The organism is Shewanella sp. 10N.286.54.B9 (assembly GCF_041468565.1).
In the GTDB taxonomy this organism is placed as follows: Bacteria; Pseudomonadota; Gammaproteobacteria; order Enterobacterales; family Shewanellaceae; genus Shewanella.
The window spans coordinates 1-18743 of the sequence record NZ_JBFRIY010000034.1; the positions used below are offsets into that span (position 1 = coordinate 1).

The 18743-nt window shown below is 44.0% G+C and carries 21 protein-coding genes and 1 tRNA gene; 4 read left to right on the plus strand and 18 right to left on the minus strand.

Annotation, left to right across the window (positions count from 1 at the left end):
* Nucleotides 1–98: 98 nt before the first annotated feature.
* Nucleotides 99–189 (minus strand) — tRNA-Ser (locus tag AB4135_RS12110).
* Between the two features lie 270 nt (nt 190–459).
* On the opposite strand from AB4135_RS12110, the gene lepB reads away from it, so the two are divergent.
* Together lepB and AB4135_RS12120 are read left to right on the plus strand one after the other, a co-directional pair.
* Entirely contained in the window at nt 460–1131 is a 672-nt protein-coding gene (gene lepB, locus AB4135_RS12115) for a signal peptidase I (protein ID WP_371993212.1), read from the plus strand.
* Nucleotides 1132–1274: 143 nt separating this feature from the next.
* Nucleotides 1275–1784, plus strand: coding sequence for a TlpA family protein disulfide reductase (locus AB4135_RS12120; protein ID WP_371993160.1), 510 nt, complete (start codon nt 1275–1277; stop codon nt 1782–1784).
* Nucleotides 1785–1895: 111 nt separating this feature from the next.
* On the opposite strand, the gene AB4135_RS12125 is transcribed toward AB4135_RS12120, so the two are convergent.
* The 7 genes from AB4135_RS12125 to AB4135_RS12155 form a co-directional block, all read right to left on the minus strand.
* On the minus strand, nt 1896–3569 hold the full coding sequence (locus AB4135_RS12125; RefSeq protein ID WP_371993162.1) for a polymer-forming cytoskeletal protein: 1674 nt from the start codon (nt 3567–3569) through the stop codon (nt 1896–1898).
* An 8-nt stretch (nt 3570–3577) separates the two neighbouring features.
* A complete protein-coding gene (locus AB4135_RS12130; protein ID WP_371993163.1) occupies nt 3578–4132 on the minus strand; it encodes a PilW family protein in 555 nt (184 codons plus the stop codon).
* On the minus strand, nt 4132–4545 hold the full coding sequence (locus tag AB4135_RS12135; protein WP_371993165.1) for a prepilin-type N-terminal cleavage/methylation domain-containing protein: 414 nt from the start codon (nt 4543–4545) through the stop codon (nt 4132–4134). Before AB4135_RS12135 ends, AB4135_RS12130 begins: the two co-directional genes overlap by 1 nt.
* Nucleotides 4542–4991, minus strand: a complete 450-nt coding sequence (locus AB4135_RS12140) for a Tfp pilus assembly protein FimT/FimU (RefSeq protein ID WP_371993167.1) — start codon at nt 4989–4991, stop codon at nt 4542–4544. Before AB4135_RS12140 ends, AB4135_RS12135 begins: the two co-directional genes overlap by 4 nt.
* On the minus strand, nt 4992–5408 hold the full coding sequence (locus AB4135_RS12145) for a type IV pilin protein (protein ID WP_371993169.1): 417 nt from the start codon (nt 5406–5408) through the stop codon (nt 4992–4994).
* 249 nt (nt 5409–5657) lie between these two features.
* Nucleotides 5658–6248 carry a hypothetical protein gene (locus tag AB4135_RS12150; RefSeq protein ID WP_371993171.1) on the minus strand — a complete coding sequence of 197 codons (591 nt, stop codon included), beginning with the start codon at nt 6246–6248 and terminating at the stop codon, nt 5658–5660.
* Nucleotides 6249–6322: 74 nt separating this feature from the next.
* The gene (locus AB4135_RS12155) at nt 6323–6820 is read right to left on the minus strand and encodes a hypothetical protein (RefSeq protein WP_371993172.1); all 498 of its coding nucleotides are present in this window, start codon (nt 6818–6820) and stop codon (nt 6323–6325) included.
* Between the two features lie 210 nt (nt 6821–7030).
* Here AB4135_RS12155 and ubiD point away from each other — a divergent pair, with 210 nt between their 5' ends.
* Nucleotides 7031–8512 carry a 4-hydroxy-3-polyprenylbenzoate decarboxylase gene (ubiD, locus tag AB4135_RS12160; RefSeq protein ID WP_371993174.1) on the plus strand — a complete coding sequence of 494 codons (1482 nt, stop codon included), beginning with the start codon at nt 7031–7033 and terminating at the stop codon, nt 8510–8512.
* 72 nt (nt 8513–8584) lie between these two features.
* Complete coding sequence (gene fre / locus AB4135_RS12165; RefSeq protein ID WP_371993176.1) at nt 8585–9295, plus strand: NAD(P)H-flavin reductase; 711 nt, start codon at nt 8585–8587, stop codon at nt 9293–9295.
* A gap of 339 nt (nt 9296–9634) precedes the next feature.
* Here the strand turns inward: fre and AB4135_RS12170 are convergent, their stop codons facing one another.
* From AB4135_RS12170 to AB4135_RS12215, 10 genes are all read right to left on the minus strand, one after another.
* Entirely contained in the window at nt 9635–10912 is a 1278-nt protein-coding gene (locus tag AB4135_RS12170) for a transcriptional regulator (RefSeq protein ID WP_371993178.1), read from the minus strand.
* A 231-nt stretch (nt 10913–11143) separates the two neighbouring features.
* Nucleotides 11144–11989, minus strand: a complete 846-nt coding sequence (locus AB4135_RS12175) for an ABC transporter permease (RefSeq protein WP_371993179.1) — start codon at nt 11987–11989, stop codon at nt 11144–11146.
* On the minus strand, nt 11986–12978 hold the full coding sequence (locus tag AB4135_RS12180; protein ID WP_371993181.1) for an ABC transporter ATP-binding protein: 993 nt from the start codon (nt 12976–12978) through the stop codon (nt 11986–11988). Before AB4135_RS12180 ends, AB4135_RS12175 begins: the two co-directional genes overlap by 4 nt.
* Nucleotides 12968–14302, minus strand: a complete 1335-nt coding sequence (gene nosD, locus AB4135_RS12185; protein ID WP_371993183.1) for a nitrous oxide reductase family maturation protein NosD — start codon at nt 14300–14302, stop codon at nt 12968–12970. Before nosD ends, AB4135_RS12180 begins: the two co-directional genes overlap by 11 nt.
* 20 nt (nt 14303–14322) lie before the next feature.
* Nucleotides 14323–14808: a nitrous oxide reductase accessory protein NosL gene (locus tag AB4135_RS12190; RefSeq protein ID WP_371993184.1), complete on the minus strand. Its 486-nt coding sequence runs from the start codon at nt 14806–14808 to the stop codon at nt 14323–14325.
* 121 nt (nt 14809–14929) lie between these two features.
* Complete coding sequence (gene nrfD, locus AB4135_RS12195) at nt 14930–15877, minus strand: NrfD/PsrC family molybdoenzyme membrane anchor subunit (protein ID WP_371993186.1); 948 nt, start codon at nt 15875–15877, stop codon at nt 14930–14932.
* 2 nt (nt 15878–15879) lie between these two features.
* The gene (locus tag AB4135_RS12200; RefSeq protein ID WP_371993188.1) at nt 15880–16584 is read right to left on the minus strand and encodes a 4Fe-4S dicluster domain-containing protein; all 705 of its coding nucleotides are present in this window, start codon (nt 16582–16584) and stop codon (nt 15880–15882) included.
* 53 nt (nt 16585–16637) lie between these two features.
* A complete protein-coding gene (locus tag AB4135_RS12205; protein WP_371993190.1) occupies nt 16638–17354 on the minus strand; it encodes a nitrite reductase in 717 nt (238 codons plus the stop codon).
* Between the two features lie 42 nt (nt 17355–17396).
* On the minus strand, nt 17397–18188 hold the full coding sequence (locus AB4135_RS12210; protein WP_371993191.1) for an FKBP-type peptidyl-prolyl cis-trans isomerase: 792 nt from the start codon (nt 18186–18188) through the stop codon (nt 17397–17399).
* Between the two features lie 60 nt (nt 18189–18248).
* On the minus strand, nt 18249–18677 hold the full coding sequence (locus tag AB4135_RS12215) for a rhodanese-like domain-containing protein (protein ID WP_371993193.1): 429 nt from the start codon (nt 18675–18677) through the stop codon (nt 18249–18251).
* Between the last annotated feature and the right edge of the window lie 66 nt (nt 18678–18743).

The following is an 18743-nucleotide window of genomic DNA, read 5'->3' on the forward strand; positions in this document are numbered from 1 at the left end:
CTTTAAACAATAGGAACCCTAGGGTTCTTTCCAGCATATACATACTAAAACTGCAGAAAGCAAAAAGCCCGCTAAAAAATAGCGAGCTTTTCTTAATGTGGCGGAGAGATAGGGATTTGAACCCTAGATGGGCTACAAACCCATGCCGGTTTTCAAGACCGGTGCATTCGACCACTCTGCCATCTCTCCGAACGCCGTGAATAATAGGGAAACTCAGTTCTAATGTAAAGCCTATATTTGCTTAACTGAGCAACATTTAGACCATTAAGCGTTTTTTTTGCAATAAAGCTGTTTTATCGCTGTCTTTTTCTGCAAATACGCGTCTAAATGCTCTGCTGCTGTCAGCTGTTGTTCATTTTTTAATATTTAGTTACTTTTTGACTTGGCTAAATTTAGAACCATAAATGAATACTGAAGTCATATTGTTTAGCTAACACGCTCTCAATCAATAAAGGAACTATTATGAAGAGACTAATCAAACTGCTTAAGCAGAACCGTTCACTGATCTTGTTTATTTCACTAATGCTGGTGTTTAGAAGTGCAGTCGCCGATTGGAACCATGTCCCCACTGGTTCAATGAAGCCGACTATTATCGAAGGCGACCGTTTGCTAGTGAATAAGATGGCTTACGATTTACGCGTTCCATTTACCCACATCTCTATCGCTAAACTTGCAGACCCACAACGCGGCGACATTGTTATTTTTGACTCTAAGGCAAGTAATAAAAAACTGGTTAAAAGAGTAATTGGTCTGCCAACAGATTCTATCTCAATGCATGACAATGTACTTTCAATCAATGGTAATACTCTTACCTATAGTGAATCTCACACGCTGCACTCTGACGGTTCTGAAACACGTACAGAGAACTTACTCGGACTCAATCACCAAATAAAAGTGGCTGGCTTTTCAGGGCAAGGCGTTATGACACCACAATCAAGCTTTGGCCCTATCACCGTCCCTGAGGGACACTACTTAGTACTGGGGGATAATCGCGATAATAGTGGTGACTCTAGAATGATTGGCTTCGTCCCTAGAACTGAAATTGTTGGTCGTTCAAGCAGCGTAGTGTTTTCAGCAAACTATGATAATTACTACCTACCTAGGCAAGAACGCTTTTTCCATTCGCTATAATCTCTTTTTGACAAAGACTGTCACAGGAGAGTCTTTGTCTGTTTTAGCTTCTTTCGCTGAGCTCGTCTAAAGATATACTTGTCATTATACAATCACTCTAAGCTTTGTTACTTTAGGTCGACTTACAAACACATGGATGCCCTATGAGAGCTTTAACACTTATCTTCAGTAGCTTACTTTTATTAATCTCTTCCGGCTGTACAACGAATGCAGGCCACGGTACCGACCAAGATAAGCCTGAATACCTCACCTATGTAAAGCCGGGGGATAAAGCGCCTGTTACTCAATTTATTGATACTCAGGGGAACAGTATCGATCTAAGCAAATCAAGAAATAACAAATTACTGATCTTATTCGCCACTTGGTGCCATGATTCACAGCGCACCATGAAACACCTCACTGCATCCGCTCTGTATTTGAGTCCTAACGTCGATATTATTGGGATTGGCAGAGAAGAGAATAAACCAGCATTAGATAAGTTTGCTAAAGAGTACGAGCTAAACTTTGCACTTGTCGCTGATACAGACAGAAGCATCTACAATCAATTTGCCAATACTGGTATACCTAGGCTTATCTTGCTAGATGCTGACAATAATGTGGTTAAAACGATTATTGGTGAAACAGAGAATGCCATTACCGAAGTTGTTTGGTAGATGGTAAGCACAGAGGCCGTATCGATAGCTACGGTCTCGCCGCTATTGATGTTAGCGTTTAAACTCTAAGTTGAATCACTTAAAGCTTAGCCCTAACTCAGTGATACCGAATTAATACTCCCAGCCAACCAGCCTAAGTTTTTTCTCCCCGATTAAACCACCTGACGGATCGACATTCGCTAACGCATGATCAAAATGGATCGCTGCTCCACCTGTCACTGACAATTTTTTTGCTCTAACGGCACCATAAAGCTCACCACTACCAGCAACACTCACTGCTGTAAACGGGGCATAAACCGCAGCATAGATCTCGGAATTCCCATAAATACTTACCCCTTCATCATCAGTATTTGAGGAGTATATAGATAACGAAGGACGCTTACTTTCACTCGTTAAGCCAGGTTTTTCAGTCACTATATTTGAACCGGCTCCTAAACTCACACGACCTTCAATCAATAACGTAAGGCTACTATCAGCTTTAATCGTCATGGTTGTAGCACCACTAAGAGCAAAGTTTCCTGCAACGTACAGAAACACATCACCACCAGCTATGCTCACGTTCGCATTTGAGCTCATCGAGAACTGACTAAGTTTATAAACAGGATAAATGAAACCAAGCACCTCCGCATTGACAGGCGCCATTTGCGCAACACTGCCCTGGCCTGCGTTTGGTGTAAACTTGTAGGTTGCCCCTGCACCAGCGCTAAAACTGTGCAACGTGCTAGAACCATCATCAATGGCACTGATTTGGGGAGCGATGCTCAAAGGGTCACAATTAGTACTAGGATCGGTCAGATCGCTAGAGCTACCATCATTTTCAGGGACTTTAGCAACATCTGGCATCACCTTGAATTGCGCATCACCATAATAGTTTCCAGCTTGATCTTTATGGTTGGTTCCGTCAGGGAAAATACCTGTACCGCCATATAATATGTCAGCTTCGCTGTTATTTAAATTAGAGATAAAAGTGGTCCATTTCATCTCTGCATTACCATTTGCTCTTACGTAACCACCCACTGAGCCTCCTTTATGTAGATAATTACCTCGAGTGAATATATTGCCAGTCACTCGGTAATCAACACCACTGTAACTCAAGGTGATGTCGCCATTAGCATGCAAATTCCCCTCTACCGGTGAAGAGCCGTTTAACTCAATATTCCCTGTCGCGGCCACATCACCATAAATAGGAGAGTGGCCTCCAAGAGTAATATCACTGTCAGGTTCGATTGTAGTCACGTTGGCATTTTGACCCGGGGCATTAGGATCGTAACTCCCGCCATTATTGGAATTGAAGCTGTCAATTTTACCGCTTCCGGATAGGTCAACACCCTCACAGCCAACGATGGCATTAGCAAACGGAGAGCTACCGCCACCAGAGGTTAATTCGAATCTCGCTTTCAAAGCAGAGGAACCTTCAAAGCGCTTACCTCGACTGGCAAGTAAAAGTTGCCCAGAGGAGTCTTTCGACAAGTCGACGCTATAGCGCATGTCGCTCAAGCCACCATTACCAAACTTAGCTAAATCTTCTCCTCCAACCGCTGCCATCAGCTCCTCTAATGTTGCATCAGGATTATCTTGAAGCAATGCCAGTAGAGCTGCATGCGTCTCAAAAATCCCTCTTTCAGCGACTAACTGTGCGTTCATTTTCTTTTGAAAATTACCACTGAGCCGTTCTTGAATAATGTTATCGCGCAGGGAACCTAAGACTAAAATACCTGCCAGTGAGCTTAGCAGCATCACAGTAACCAAGCTCATACCTTGTTGAGATGAATGCGATAAATACATAGTCCCCCCTATGATGAAAACGCTTTCGAAAGAATGATCCGAGTCAGAGCGATATCTATTAGTACCTGCCCACCAATAAAACTTTCAGGTAAAAAGCTGGGACTCACTAGAATATGCATCAAGTCATCTTCACGTTGAAACTCTATAGCGGTAATACCGCTGAGAATCGTTTTAGGATCTGACACAGTTCCATCAATGGTCAAAGTACACTGCAGTAACGGTGAAACGACTACATAGGTCTCTTTATAAGGTTTATCTGGGATTGAACCATCACATGCCTTCACATTAGCCACTTGCTCTACCACCAGGCTGTTACCATTACTCACTATGCTTGGTTCTATTTCGGTTTGCTTTAAACTACGGCTGAACACTTGCACACTAAAACGCACCACTTCTTGGGTCGTTTCAAGACTTTTACTGGTTAGTATTGTGGTACTGATTGACGAATAAACGCCGAATACACCTAGCACTAACGCAGTGCTGATGATCAGTGCCACCATCACCTCAATAAGTGAAAAACCTTTTACAGTTTGCTTTGTTAGAGTAGGAGTGAGTATCAACATTAAGGGCACACCTGTGGGTACATAGCATCAATACGAATTCGGCTTTCGAGTCCGTCTACCATTCGAGCATCATTCCAGCTTACATCAACCTCCAACTCATTATTAAACCCCGCCCCCGCAGCAGGAGTCAGCGTCATGGTATAAGCTGTAAATTGGGGCTGCACACTAGCAACAAAGTCGTTGTTGTAGCTAATATTGCCAGTTTGTAAGTCACACAGCTTTGACCAGGTTTTTTCAACCGCGTTATTTGCCTGAACTAAAGAGAGCGTGTAATTAAAGCTATTGGTCGCATATTGCAGAGATTTAAGTTCACCTGCGGCAAGGCCCAGTAAGATAATCGTCGAAAGAAAAAGAGCAATAAGCACTTCGATAAGGGTGAACCCTGACTGACAGATAGCTTTGGGTATATTCATGAGCAACTATCACTCTTAGTTAAATAACTCTGGCCACTGGTTAAAATGGTGAAGCAGTAATCGGTGGTATCGCTGTCACCGTCAGATATTTTTATCTTGCTGGCCTCGGCCTCTCCAGAGCGTGATAAGCTCATATCTTTAAGCCCTGTGACAGCGATGTCATTATGGCTTACACGAAACTCTTGCAAAGTTTCACCTTCCAGCTGTACTAACCAGCTTCCCGCATCTTTATTCATCGAAATGGCTAAATCACGCTTAGCCGCTTCGCTGCGAGCAAACTTGAATACGCTTTGTAGTTGATTGGCATTGCTGACTAAACGGTTATTCTTAATCTGGTTACTCATCGCTGGCACTGCAGTGCTGGCTGCGATGGCAACAATAGCCAATGTTGTGAGTAGCTCAAGCAGAGTAAAGCCTCTGGGCTTAAAGGGTATTTGGCATCCCATCTACCAACATCCTTGAGCAGGTGTTTTTACCCCTTGCTGATTAATGCTCAACGTGCCGCAACGATCACCGGCTTGTGAGGTGCCCGACTTGGGTGTGGCCTTGAGTGTGAATGTAGTCGCATCATTGCTTGCCTCAGATTCAGCTGCGGCATCAGCAACGTTATAACTAAAGGAATAATACTTACTGTCTCTGGTAGGAACCACTAGACTATCAGGGTACCCGCCCATGCGTGTATATTGGCGCTCAAGCAATGCGACATGCTCAATGATGGTGCGCTGCGCTTCACTGCGGCGACCATCTTGAATGTAGGATTCATAGGAGGGTAGCACTACGGTTGCTAAAATACCCATGATAGCGATCACGATTAACAATTCGATTAAAGTGAAAGCTTGCAGTTTTCTCGTTACGGTTACCATCCCTGAAAGACCTTAACTAAGTTGTGATTACTAAATTTTTTAATAAAAAATCTGAATAAAACCAACTAAAGATAACATATTTAAGCATTAGGCCTAACTGAGTGAGCTTGAAATAAACTAATGCAAGACAGCAACTTGTAGTCAATTAGACAGACAAATCATGAATATTTTTCATCAGGATGTTAAACAAGGATCTAACGCCTAAATTCAGTACGCGATAAAGGCTTTTGTTTTAATGTAATGGCTGTATTAGCTGGCAACGTCACTAACAGAAGTTTGGCATACTTGCAGGGTTGAGGGGGTCAAGCCATGTAGATGATCGATGAGCTTAAAGCAGAGTTCGATATATTGTACCGCTTGCGTCTTATCCACTTCATAACCAACGGCATGGGCAACTTTATTCCGCAGTTGCCTTAACTCACTAAATAGCTTGCCCTGCTTAGTGCTGATGAGTTGCTCGGAGATCAATATATTCTCGATATGTTTATAGCGGGTATTTTTATCTAACGTGATGTTACTGCAATGGGAGTGAATCAACTTTTCGGCCGCTAAGTCGACAGTTTCCCAAGCTTCAATAACAGCAGAATTTGGCAACTTACTCGCTGACACGATTAACATATTACGCTTGTCTAACTTAAGCTCAGGAAAGATAGCTTCAGCCTCTTGAGTCACAGCTTTTAGCTCTTGGCCAAACTCAAGTTCGAGATCTTTAAACTTTAGCTTTTTCGCGAGTGGAATAAGCTTAGAAATCGGTCGTTTGAGACTAACGACAGCAAACACCAGTACTAATGGCCAAGCCAGTTTGTCTAATAGTTCAATAATAAATTGCATCCAGCTCATTTATCTCAATCCATCCCTGTTTTTACGCATCATATTAAAACGATAACCGGCAAAAGCAACCTTAAAAGCGTAAGCTAATTAACCTTGTTGTAGGTCTTAGTGCTCCAATCAAATTGGTACTCTACTCCCTGCCATTCATAAACGGTGTGACCATCTTTTTGTACCACCCGCGCATTTTCAGGCAGATGCGTCAATCCCGTTGCGTAACTCACACTGGTGGTGACTCTTTCAGGAGGACTAATCACTTTGGGTTCAACACGGCGATAACTGGGTTGCTGATATCGATAGGGATATAGATGTCGATTGCCAGCATAGCCCCAACGAGAGCCATAATACCCCCAACCAGGTCGATAATAGCGACCTCGATAAGGATAAGAGTACCAACCGTTTGACACACCAACATTCCAGCGCCATGGGTCATTAAAACTGGAGTTCCAACCATTGCCCCAGCCAACGCCCACACTGACATTACTCGTAGCCAAAAGTGATGGTGTCACATGTTGGCCAGCCACTGCCGAGCCCGACATTGCCAAGAACGAGATTATTATCACTGTGAAGGTAAATGATTTCATCGCTATACTCCTGCGCCAAATTCATATTAGCAAAACGTAAAGCACTAAGTCATTTTACGCCTTCTACTATACTATTAATAGTATAGCTTCTATGCCATATCACCAATATTATCGCGACAAGCTATCCATCGTTCTACAAGCGTTTAACGGCTCCGTGAATGATGCTATAGTGCGCGCCATATCACAGTTTATAGCGATGAGAATTCCCCTATGAGTTTTAAGGATTTGCGCAGTTTTATAGAGCACCTAGAAAGTAATGGTGAGCTTAAGCGTATTAGTCATCCCGTCGACCCTCATTTGGAAATGACAGAAATTGCCGATCGTGTTTTGCGTTCAAAAGGCCCTGCTCTGTTGTTTGAAAATCCTGTTGGCAATGACATGCCAGTACTGGCGAATCTATTTGGCACGCCAAAACGCGTTGCTATGGCGCTCGGCAAAGAAGATCCTCTTGCCCTGCGTGATGTCGGTGAGCTACTTGCGTTCCTTAAAGAGCCTGAGCCGCCGCGTGGCTTTAAAGATGCGATCTCAAAGATCCCTATGTTTAAACAAGCGCTCAACATGCCGCCTAAAACTGTGCGTAACCCTCCATGCCAAGAAGTGATAAAAACGGCACAAGAGGTCGATCTCACCAAGCTTCCTATCCAGCATTGCTGGCCTGGTGACGTTGCACCATTAGTGACGTGGGGACTCACCATCACTAAAGGCCCGCGTCAAAAACGTCAAAACCTAGGGATCTACCGTCAGCAGCTATTGGGTAAAGATAAACTCATTATGCGCTGGCTCGATCATCGCGGCGGCGCATTAGATTTTAAAGATTTTAAAGAGAAGCACCCAGGTGAGCGCTACCCTGTTGTTGTCGCTCTTGGCGCTGATCCCGTCACTATTTTAGGTGCGGTAACTCCAGTACCCGACTCGATGAGCGAGTATGCCTTTGCCGGCCTACTGCGCGGCGAACGCACCGAAGTATGCAAGGCGATAAGCTGTGATTTAGAGGTGCCCGCCACCAGCGAAATCATTTTAGAAGGTTATATCGATCCAGAGGAGATGGCTGAGGAGGGACCTTACGGTGACCATACTGGTTACTACAATGAAACTGACTCATTCCCTGTATTTACTGTGACGCATATTACCCATCGAAAAGATGCCATATACCACAGCACCTATACCGGCCGTCCACCTGATGAGCCTGCGATGTTAGGTGTGGCACTCAATGAAGTATTTGTGCCAATTCTGCGTAAGCAGTATCCAGAGATCATTGATTTTTACCTGCCGCCTGAAGGCTGCTCATATCGTATGGCGGTGATCTCAATTCGTAAGCAATACCCTGGTCACGCTAAGCGAGTGATGATGGGGGCGTGGTCGTTCTTACGCCAGTTTATGTACACCAAGTTTATTGTTGTCGTCGACGAAGACGTCAACTGCCGAGATTGGAACGATGTCATCTGGGCCATAACCACCAGAATGGATCCGAAGCGTGACACCGTAATGATAGAAAATACCCCGATCGACTATCTCGACTTTGCATCACCTGTTGCTGGGCTAGGCTCAAAAATGGGCATGGATGCGACTAATAAGTGGCAAGGTGAAACCGATCGTGAATGGGGTACACCTATCGTTATGGATGAAGCCGTTAAACAGAAAGTCGATGAGATCTGGAGCGATCTAGGAATAGATGACGCACCAACCCTATAACGTACTATTGCCTAAGCAATGTGCAAAATATGCTGAATAAGCTTCCAAAGAGAAGCTCATCAAGGAATCAAGATGAACACCATTAGCTGTACAATTGAAAAAGTCGCACCGTTTAATGATGCGGTATTTCAGGTTATTTTAAAGCCTACTGTAGCCTTTGATTTTAAGGCTGGACAATACCTTTGCGTCGTCATGGGCGAGAAAGACAAGCGTCCGTTCTCGATCGCTTCTGCACCAAACAGTCAGGAAATTGAGCTGCATATTGGTGCCGCCGTTAGCGAAAGCTACCCTATGCAAGTGGTTGAGCGTCTTAAAGATTGCTTAGCCAATAACGGGACAATCGATATTGAAGTGCCAGGCGGTGATGCTCACCTTCGTCATGACAGCGTGCGTCCGCGCCTTTTAATTGCTGGCGGCACTGGCTTCTCGTACATTAAAAGTATTGTTGAGCATCAGATTGCACTTGGCCAGACCGTTGAAACGACTCTTTATTGGGGTTGCCGTACTACCGATGCGATGTACTATCAAGCTATAGCACGTGAGTGGCATGACGCGCATCCTTGGCTTCATTTTGTACCTGTTGTCGAAGAAGCACCCGCTGACTGGAACGGTAAGCAAGCAAACTTGCTGGAACAGATTAAAGCTGATTTCGTTAGTCTAAATGGCTATGACATCTATATTGCAGGCCGTTTCGATATGGTCGGTGCAGCAAGAGAAGTGTTCCGCAGTATTGGCGTTGAAGAAGATCACCTCTACGGCGATGCATTTGCTTTTATAAAGTAATACCAATCAGTATAAAGATTTGATCGCTCAGCGAGAGTTTAGCGGCTTTGAGGTAAGGCAATGAATGAAGAGCATAGTTATTCTACGTTCAAGTTCATTAACGCAGCATCAGAGCCGCTAAAACTCGCCTGTAGGAGTGTTTTTGGCTTGCTACTTCTGCGTTGAATAAACTCATAAGGGAACAACCATTATGTCATTTATCCGCCTTGAATTAGCGTGCCAAAAACGCTCTGAGTAGATCAACTTCTTATACTGATTGGTATAAACACTTGTTGCTGTATAAAAAGGGCGCTGATATAGATTATCAGCGCCCTTTTTATTTCTGTATTCTTTAAATGGTTAAATTCTCACTTGATCATACTTATACCAAGCCACGATACTGCCTAGAATAGGTGTAATCCAAACCGCACTTTCCTCATCAGTATAAATCCGATAAAAATACAGCTCTTCATCGGTAATATCATGCTTTCTAATCGCGCGATAAAAGTGCATTGCCGACGGGCTTACAGTCTCAGGTTTAATGAACTCTTTTTGACTTAGCTTAACTTGGAACACATCAACCGCAATGCCACTTATTTTCTGCAGGTACTGCTTAAACGTACCACGGACTTTGTATTTAATTGGCGTGGTTAAACAGTCTTCGTCGGTAATACACGTTGCCGAATAAAATTGGCCACTATCTTCCCCTTCATAGATCAAAGATAGACTCAGATCTGCGCGGACTAACAGTTCACCAGCCACAGGAAAATACACATCGGCATGGTAGTGATGTTCTGTGATGTCGCCATCACTACTATCATGAGGGATAATGACTTTGTTATATCGGATCCGCTTCTCAAGCCGCTCAGAAAGCTCAGCAAACTGATTGATGTTTAGCCCTGCAGGGTTAAGATCTATCGCCGCAATATTCATTAATCCAAGGCCGGAGCATTGGCCTTTGACAACTTCAGGACAAACCGCCATAGAATAGTTACTGCCATCGGTCGCGCTAAATCCTTCAAAGCCTTTGAAGTCTTCTAGGTGATTACTTTCAGGGGCAAGGTGCTTTTGCCACATAGAGTGGTGTAGATGCTCGACGTCGTTCTTATAGAACATAGGGACTATCTCTTTAGTGCCACCAATGTTCAATGCCATTTTTTTATCAGCATTCCAAAGCCCAGTATTTTTGACCGTTCTGTGATAATCGCTGCTATACCAAAATAGTAAAATAAGCAGCAAAAGTACTAATATACCAGCGATTTTAACCATCATTGAAGCATCAATGAGTGCTGTTTTTATCGATTCAGCATCATTTACCGCCAACATTTTAATGTGTGAACGCTCAGAGATATGTAGCTCGTAGCCACGGCGAGCAACGGTTTTTAGCTGTACTTCAGGATAGTCTTCTAACTTTTTACGTAAAGTGCTAATGCACTGAGTCAAAGATGTAGCCGCAACAACACGGTCAGGCCAGCCTATCGCCAGCAGCTCTTCCTTTCCACACACACCATCAGCAATAAGCAACTGATGTAAAACCGCAGATTCTGAAAACGTCAAACTGATAGTCGTATTGTTAACACGATCCATCAATTGTTTAGCCTGCTCATCTAGCTCCAGATAAGGAGTAACTTTTAGCAAGATTAACCTCTTAGAATGTCGTCAATTGAGTAGGCCAATTAAACCTGCACATTACTCTGGATTATAATGATAGAAACAATTTTTAAATGTGACTATAACCTCAATTATTTCGTCATAGCTAACAACGGTATGTTGTTGTTCACAAAATGAAAAATAATTGATAACAGGTAGAATTAGCACTCACTAATTTTTCACTATCATGCCATAACCAAACTCAATAAAGAAAACAATTTATAACGGTTTACCACTAAATAATTTTTGGGAAATCACCAATAAACTACTGATCCAGCCCAGCATCAATAAATACATCGCAGATAAACCTAAATCAATATCAGCAATCATAGATAATGCAGCCCCCGTGCCTTTGGCATCAACGGCAACCAAGTTCATTGCTCGATAAAGATCTGTAGGGTTCAGCGCAATCAAAATATTAAGCAGTTGCTTATCCATAAACCCGACATCGGAAACCAATACCGTGAGAAGCAATAAATCATAGATAAGTACTAACAGAAACCACACGAATAGCAGCCCCGCTACTGCCTTGGCTTTTTCTGTTGCTCGCAAACTTACAATATAACCCAGCAAAATAAACGTCAGCGCGAGTAAGTTACTGCTCAGAATAAACTGCATGAATACACTCAATACTTCATGGGGAGCGTATTGCTCACCTACCATAATCAATAATATCGCCGTTAAACCAAAAGCACTGCTTGTGGTAATAAGCATCACCAAGCAATGGCCTAAAAGTTTGCCCATTAATATCTGACTGCGACTGACAGGGTATGACAGCAGCAACAGTAAAGTCCCCGCCTCCTGCTCGCCAACAAAACTATCGTAGCTAAGCAGAATGGCCGCTAAGGGAATAATAAATACAGCGGTAGTTGACAGGCTCGACATTAAGTTAGCCAACGGAGGCAATGCCAATTCACCGGTGACCACACTCCCTGCAAAAGTAACTGACAGAGATAGCATCATAAAAATGCATCCCATAAACAGAATCCAACGATTACGTAAACTGTCACGCAGCTCTTTACTAGCGATAACCCAAACTGGCGATGTTAACTGCATGCTATTCATAATGGACTCTGATTCACCGTTGGACGAAGGAATTGTTGAAGCGATTGTCGCCAGCTCTTCTGTGTAGTAACCACTTTGCTTGGTTCAGATCTATCCAGTTGTTGCAACATACAATGATGATAAATAGACTCTAAACTCGGTTCGATAACACTAAAATCACTACACTGTTTTTGCTGTACCAAGTATTCCACCACAGCGCTGCGCTCAGCACTATCAACCAGTAGTTTTTGTCCTTGGCTAAACGAGGCCAAATAACTATCGCGCTGCACTGTACCAGCAAAATCAGCAAGCTTTATTTGGCTCTTCAATCCACTCGCTTGGCGTAACTCATTAAGAGTGCCACAGCCCACCCGGCGACCTTGTGCCAGCAGTAAAGCACTATCAAGATGCTTCTCGACTATCGACAGTTCATGAGTGCAAACAATCACAGCGCAGCCCTGCTGTTTGAGCGAGTCGATTTTCTGATAAAGAAACTGCGATGCCTGTGGATCAAGCCCCACTGTTGGCTCATCGAGTAATAAAATATCTGGATGAGACAAAATAGCCTGCGCAACGCCCAAGCGCTGCTTCATCCCTTTTGAGTAGGTTTTTAACGGTTTGTGCTGCGCATAACCGAGCTCAAACTCTTCAATTAATTGCTTTACTCGTGTGTCATTAATACCTTTTAACGCGGCGAAATATCGCAACACTTCAAGGCCAGTCAACTTGTCATAAAAGCTGACATCTTCGGGTAAATACCCGAGATTGACACTCGATTGTTCAGGCTTATTGTGTACCACTAACTTACCTGTCGTTGGCTTTATTAGCCCCAAAATCAGCTTAATTAGGCTCGACTTTCCTGCGCCGTTATGACCAAGCAAGGCAAGCGTTTGCCCCTGAAAGATATCGATATTGATGTCTTGCAATGCATCGAAATCGCCAAAGCGCAGACCGACATGCTCAATCCTTACAACAGGCTTGTGGTTAGCAGAATTAAGGTTAATGTTCATAAGCGAGCTCGCTGACAGAAGTTGTCGACTCGACAACTTGATTAATCTGAGTCGGTTGCATCAAAGGGAAATCATCCTTTATGCCCGTAGCGGTAAATACCGTCATTTGCGATTCGACCCAACGTAATAGTGACACCACAGGGCTATTCATCAGAAATTTGGCTTCAGGGTAACGCCAGAATAGTTTATCCATTGAATCATTAGGCTGATAACTCTGATCACCAATGCCGTCTTGAGTATGATCCCAGCCCATGTAACTACTCCAATAGTTACCCCGCCCCTGTTGGCTCCATTGCAGCAGCAGCTCATCGCCAACATATTTCACTTGGGTAAGGTTATTGATAAAGTTATTCTCATAAATACGATTCTTCTCTCCACCCATTGCCATCGCAATGCCGATATCACTCAAGGCAAACTCATTACCGCGAATTTCATTATCTAACGCGCCATAAATAAACATTGCTCGGCCTTGGTTACCTAACGCTTCCTGACCTTGGGGGTTATGCACATTTCGCAGTACATTAAACTCAATGCGCGCACCGTTGGTGATATTCAGTAACACTCCGTACTCAGTGGCACTTTCTGCTCGGTTATGATGCAAATAGACAAATTTAGAACTCATGACCGCATAACCGCCGCTGACGTTTTCACTATGATTGCCATAAGCCTCATCATGCTCGCTATACATGTAATGAATACCGTACTGTTGGTGATAGAACTGGTTATTCGTCACTAAGCTGCCTTTGCTCGATTCGATATAAACACCGTCTCGAACATGCTCAATGTGGTTAGCCTCCACCACTGCTTGCTGCACTCGATTCAGATGAACACCATCTCCTCGATCAAGCACATGTAGCTGGGGATTACCGTGAATTTGGTTGTAACCTATTAGAAGTTGCTCGCTATGATCTGCACGAACCCCAAAACCATCACCTTGCAGGTCGTTATGCATGATCTTGATATTGCTGCTGTGCTCCATGACCAAAATACCCGCATCACGCTCATACAGATCTCCACCCCAGTTCTCAATCCTAAGGCCTTCAATCGTGACATCATTAGCTTTGATGGTGATTGCACTGCCCAACCCCTTGGCATCAATAACGGCCCCATCTTCACCTTTAATGGTGAGTGATTTTTGTATTTCAACATTTCCCTGATAACGACCGGATTTTAAAATAATGGTGTCGCCAATGCGTGCTTGAGTGAGTTGCTGCTGTAGGTCTTGGCTATTATCGACTGCCCATGTCGCAGCCATCGAGTTGTTGCTTAGCATTACGCTGGCAATCAACAGGATAGAAACTGACACAACAGTTAATTTGGTCATAACACTTAACCTATTTCAGCTCACTCACCCGCAAGCAACTTGCTATCTATCTGATCATAACTAAGTACGATACCGCCTAACTCTTCGGCAAACTTTAGTGCGGCCTCTTTGGTGCCAAAGCTGGCCACAGCAGGTCCCATCACCGCCTTTTTACTCGTACCGTAGACATACCAGGCAGTTTTAGCATCGATAAAAGCGCTATCTTGTGGATGTTCCCAGTCGGTCTTCGCCATATCGTGTACGAATAACTCTTGTACTTGGCGCTTGTTTTCACTTTGTAGTACAAAGTTAAACATATCCCGTGTTGAACAGAATTTAGGAGTAACCGCTTGGCCTTTGAGGTGCACCTGACCTTTAGGTCCAGGGTATTTTGTAATCATCATGCCACACATATGGCAGCGGTCATGGTCATGAATCGCTTGCGCTTTAACAACAATGTCTTCGTCTGCACTTTGGCTACAGGCGAATAACAACGGTAATAACAGCAAGCCCAAGAGTTTTTTCATTTCTAACCTCAAATATAGTGGTAAAACCTTCTAGCTAGCTTTCGGTACAACACCCAATTGCGACCCTGCAGGGGCGGTGCAATTGAGGTTGCCCTACTCACCATCATTCAAACTTTACAACTTAGATTGCAAAGTTTTGTCCTGCATATAAGATAAATAAACGCAGGCACATCATGCCGCTCACGGCACACAACCCAGAAGCATAGAATGCTTTTGAAGAGTGGCTGAATGACTTACTGGTCGCAAAGTTCAGCAGTAGCGGACCACCAAAACCAATACCAATCACACCCAGCCAGAACACTGCTGCCCATTGCCCAGTATGGAAGGCTTCAAACGCGCTTTGGGCGCCAGCATTACCCGTCATCAAAGACATCACAATCATGAATATGAACATGGCTTCAGCGAACATAATTGGCCATTCAGCACCATGCAGTAACTTCATGTCTTGACTGTGTAGGTCCTCTTTGAAGAATGATACCGCCACCATTTTTGCTGCCGCAGCACCCGCTGAGATCCCTGATGCAATAAATAGTGCTGGTAGCACAGAGGTATTGATAATCGGGAAACGAATAAGCGCAGAGATAAGGAAGCCTGTATAAGCACAAACTGACAAAGCCAAAACCAGCACTAATATTTCAGCAGGCTTACGCACCGACTGCAGCTTCTCAATCACCGGGATTAAGAACTTAAGCGCTGGAATAGCACGGATCTCATCTTCTAACGCGTAAAGCGAGATTAATGCTGTTAGCGGGATATAAGCTGTTAGTGCAATCACACCGATAGACATCACGGAATTAAGGTTGTAGTACACCAAAATTCGCCAGAAGAATAACGGGTTGGTCAAATCAAGCACCAAGCACAACATGCCTAAGCTAATAGTTGCTAGCGAAATCACTGCAGCCGCTTTATAAAATGGCGTATTGGCTGTCTGCTTTTTATACATACGGATGAATATCGCAGTGGCTAGCGCACCACCGGAAATCCCCGCAAAAAACAGATAAACCGCAATAGGCCAAGGCCAAGCAATGCCTTGCGACAAGCCCATGGTAAAATCAATAGTTCCGTCCATTGCTACACCCCTAACTTAACAATTGGTATGTATCGCAAGCTAGGTTCAGTACCAAACCCAGGCTTGATCCGCACAGAATCCTTCACTCTTAATAACTTGCTGACATAAGAGGTAGGATCATTGGCGTCACCAAAAATCAGCGCATCATAACGACACTGCTGCACACAAGCAGGAAGCTCACCCTTCACAAGCTTGGTGTTTAAACAGAAGTCACAGTTATCAGCAACATCAGTCTCTTTGTTGATGAAGCGAGCATCGTATGGGCAAGCGCCAATACAGTACTTACAACCCGCACATTTCGATGCATCCATGGTCACAATGCCTGTCTTCTCATCACGATGAGCAGCGCCCGTTGGGCAGACAGTGACACAAGGAGCGTTCTTACATTGCTGGCACGAAACCCGTACATACTTGCGTTCACAGTCGCAATTTTTCTTGCCACAGTGAGGACAAGTTTCACCTGCTACGCCACCTGATTGCTGCTCCATAATCATCCGTGATTTACCATCAGGAAGATTATTGGTCACGTTACAAGCGTCCTTACACTCGCCACAACCGGTGCACTTATTTTGATCAAACACCATTACATAATGGGGTTTATTTGCATCTGACTCCTCTTCGATAGAACTGCACCCTAAGGGCGCTATTATCAAAGAGCTGGCTCCTAAGCATTTAAGGAACCTCCGTCTCTCTATATTTTCACTCACAGCATCCTCCATCTATCAGCTGTCTTGCTGACCTATTTTTTATTGGTGTGACTTTACTCAGATGCAGTCACTGAACGATTAGCTATTTTTTGCTCGGTTTTTAAAATTGCATTATTAATTGAAGCTCGATTAAAGCGTTGGCTTTGACTGCGTAGCAGTAACTGCCAGTGAGTAATTGCAGTTTCATACTCTTGATTAAGGTATGCATCGGTAGCAATAAGTAACTGAGATTGAAACTCAAATTCGTCCAGTGCTAACGCTCTAGCCAGCACTAATTTGGTTTCAATACTCATCTCACGATTGTCGCGGTAGTACATAGCAGTGGCTTTCATCCCTAACGTGTTAGCGTCATCACCAGTGATGCGCAATAAGTCATTTAAGGTTGCTATAGATTGAGCATATAAGCCGCCCTCTGCGTAGGATTGAGCTAAAGTTAATAATGCAATTTCATTGCTAGGTTGCTCATTTACTTTTCGTGCGTTCTTATTGATATCTGCGGCGATCAGATAATCAATGTTCTCGTCAATGACTCCTTTGTCCCATTCACTAAACCGCCCTATCTGGCTGTAAACCATCAAGGGAATGATTAACATCACTAAAGAGATTGCTGCTGGTACCGCTCCGTTAAAAGCTCGTCCCTTAGCAGTTGACGCAGCCTCCTGGCTCGCTAGCGCAGTACGTTTGAGATGATGAGCTTGAAGGTGATGGCCCCAAACACACGCAATAACGCTAACCAGACAAAAACCAATACCAACAGCAAGACTACTCATAGTGACTCTCTAATTTGTGTGAACTTATTGAGTGGGTGGCGACTAATGTCCGCTACCGGATCCCATCATGCCACCCATGCCCATACCGCTTAGCCCCATGCCATGCGCGTTCTCACCTGGCGCTTCAACTTTAACCAGTTCAACTTCGAACACTAAGGTGGAACTCGGTGGAATAATGCCCACCTGCTTTGTGCTATAAGCAAGCTCTGACGGGATAGTGAATTTATAGGTAGAACCTTCATTCATCAGTGGGATCCCTTCCTGCCAACCTTCAATCACACTCATCAGTGCAAAGCGGTTTGGTTCGTTACGCTCATAAGAGTTGTCAAACTCAGTACCGTCGATTAAGTAACCTTTGTAGTGCACAGTAACCACGTCTTCAGGGTTAGGTTTACGACCCTCTCCTTCTGCAACGACTTGATACTGCAAACCAGAGTCGGTAACGATGACACCATCTTGTTTTTTGTTATTAGCGAGGTAACTACTACCGGCGGTCATGTTTTCTAATGCGATGCGCTCATTGGCTGCTTCTTTAGCAGCATTTAATTGCTCTGCGCGTTGATTCAGATAAGTTAAAATCTCTTCATCTGAATATTGTGTGTTGTTCTTGAGGGCATCAACTACCCCTTCAATCACTCGCTCAACATCCACTTCGGCGCCCAGCTCTGTTTGAGAATAGATCTGGCTAGAGAGATACTTGCCTAAAGAGGCGCCAATACTGTAAGACTCTTTTTGAACCTCAGTATTGAGTGGTGTATTTGCCATGCTGCTTGCAGAAATAAATAGTGAAAGACCTGCTACAACAGCTAATGAAGTTTTAGTAATTTTTGTCATTTTTATCATCTCATTTAGGAAAATTAGTATTCACGAAATTGATTGCCAAAGATCCATCTTCTATGGTTTTTCAATCACTCGGTTTGATAGTCGCCAGCCATATATCCCATCTGGCATCTGCTTCACATCGGTATAACCCATTTTCATCACCGCTCTTGCTGCTATTTCACTGGCATTACAGATACGGTTGGCGCAGTAAAACACCATCGGTGTGTCTTTCTTTTCAGGTAGTAGCGTTCTCCAATCTTGAATATTGAAATAGATAGCGCCGGGAATGTATCCCTCAGCCCATAACTCCAACGTGTTAACATCAAAGAAAGTCACTCCACCTTGCTCTAGTAACATCTCAGCTTCACGCATGGTGATAGTATTGAGCTGATGCTCATATCTTGGTGCTGGTGCCATTTCGCTACCGCCACCTGCTAAGCAGCTTGCCGAACTTGCGATCAATGTCAGTGTGACTAGTATTTGACCCAGTGCTTTTTTCATCTCATCCCTCTCTTAATACCTCGACACCTTCTGGTACTTAGTCCAGTGTCGAGGTCGTTAAAGGCT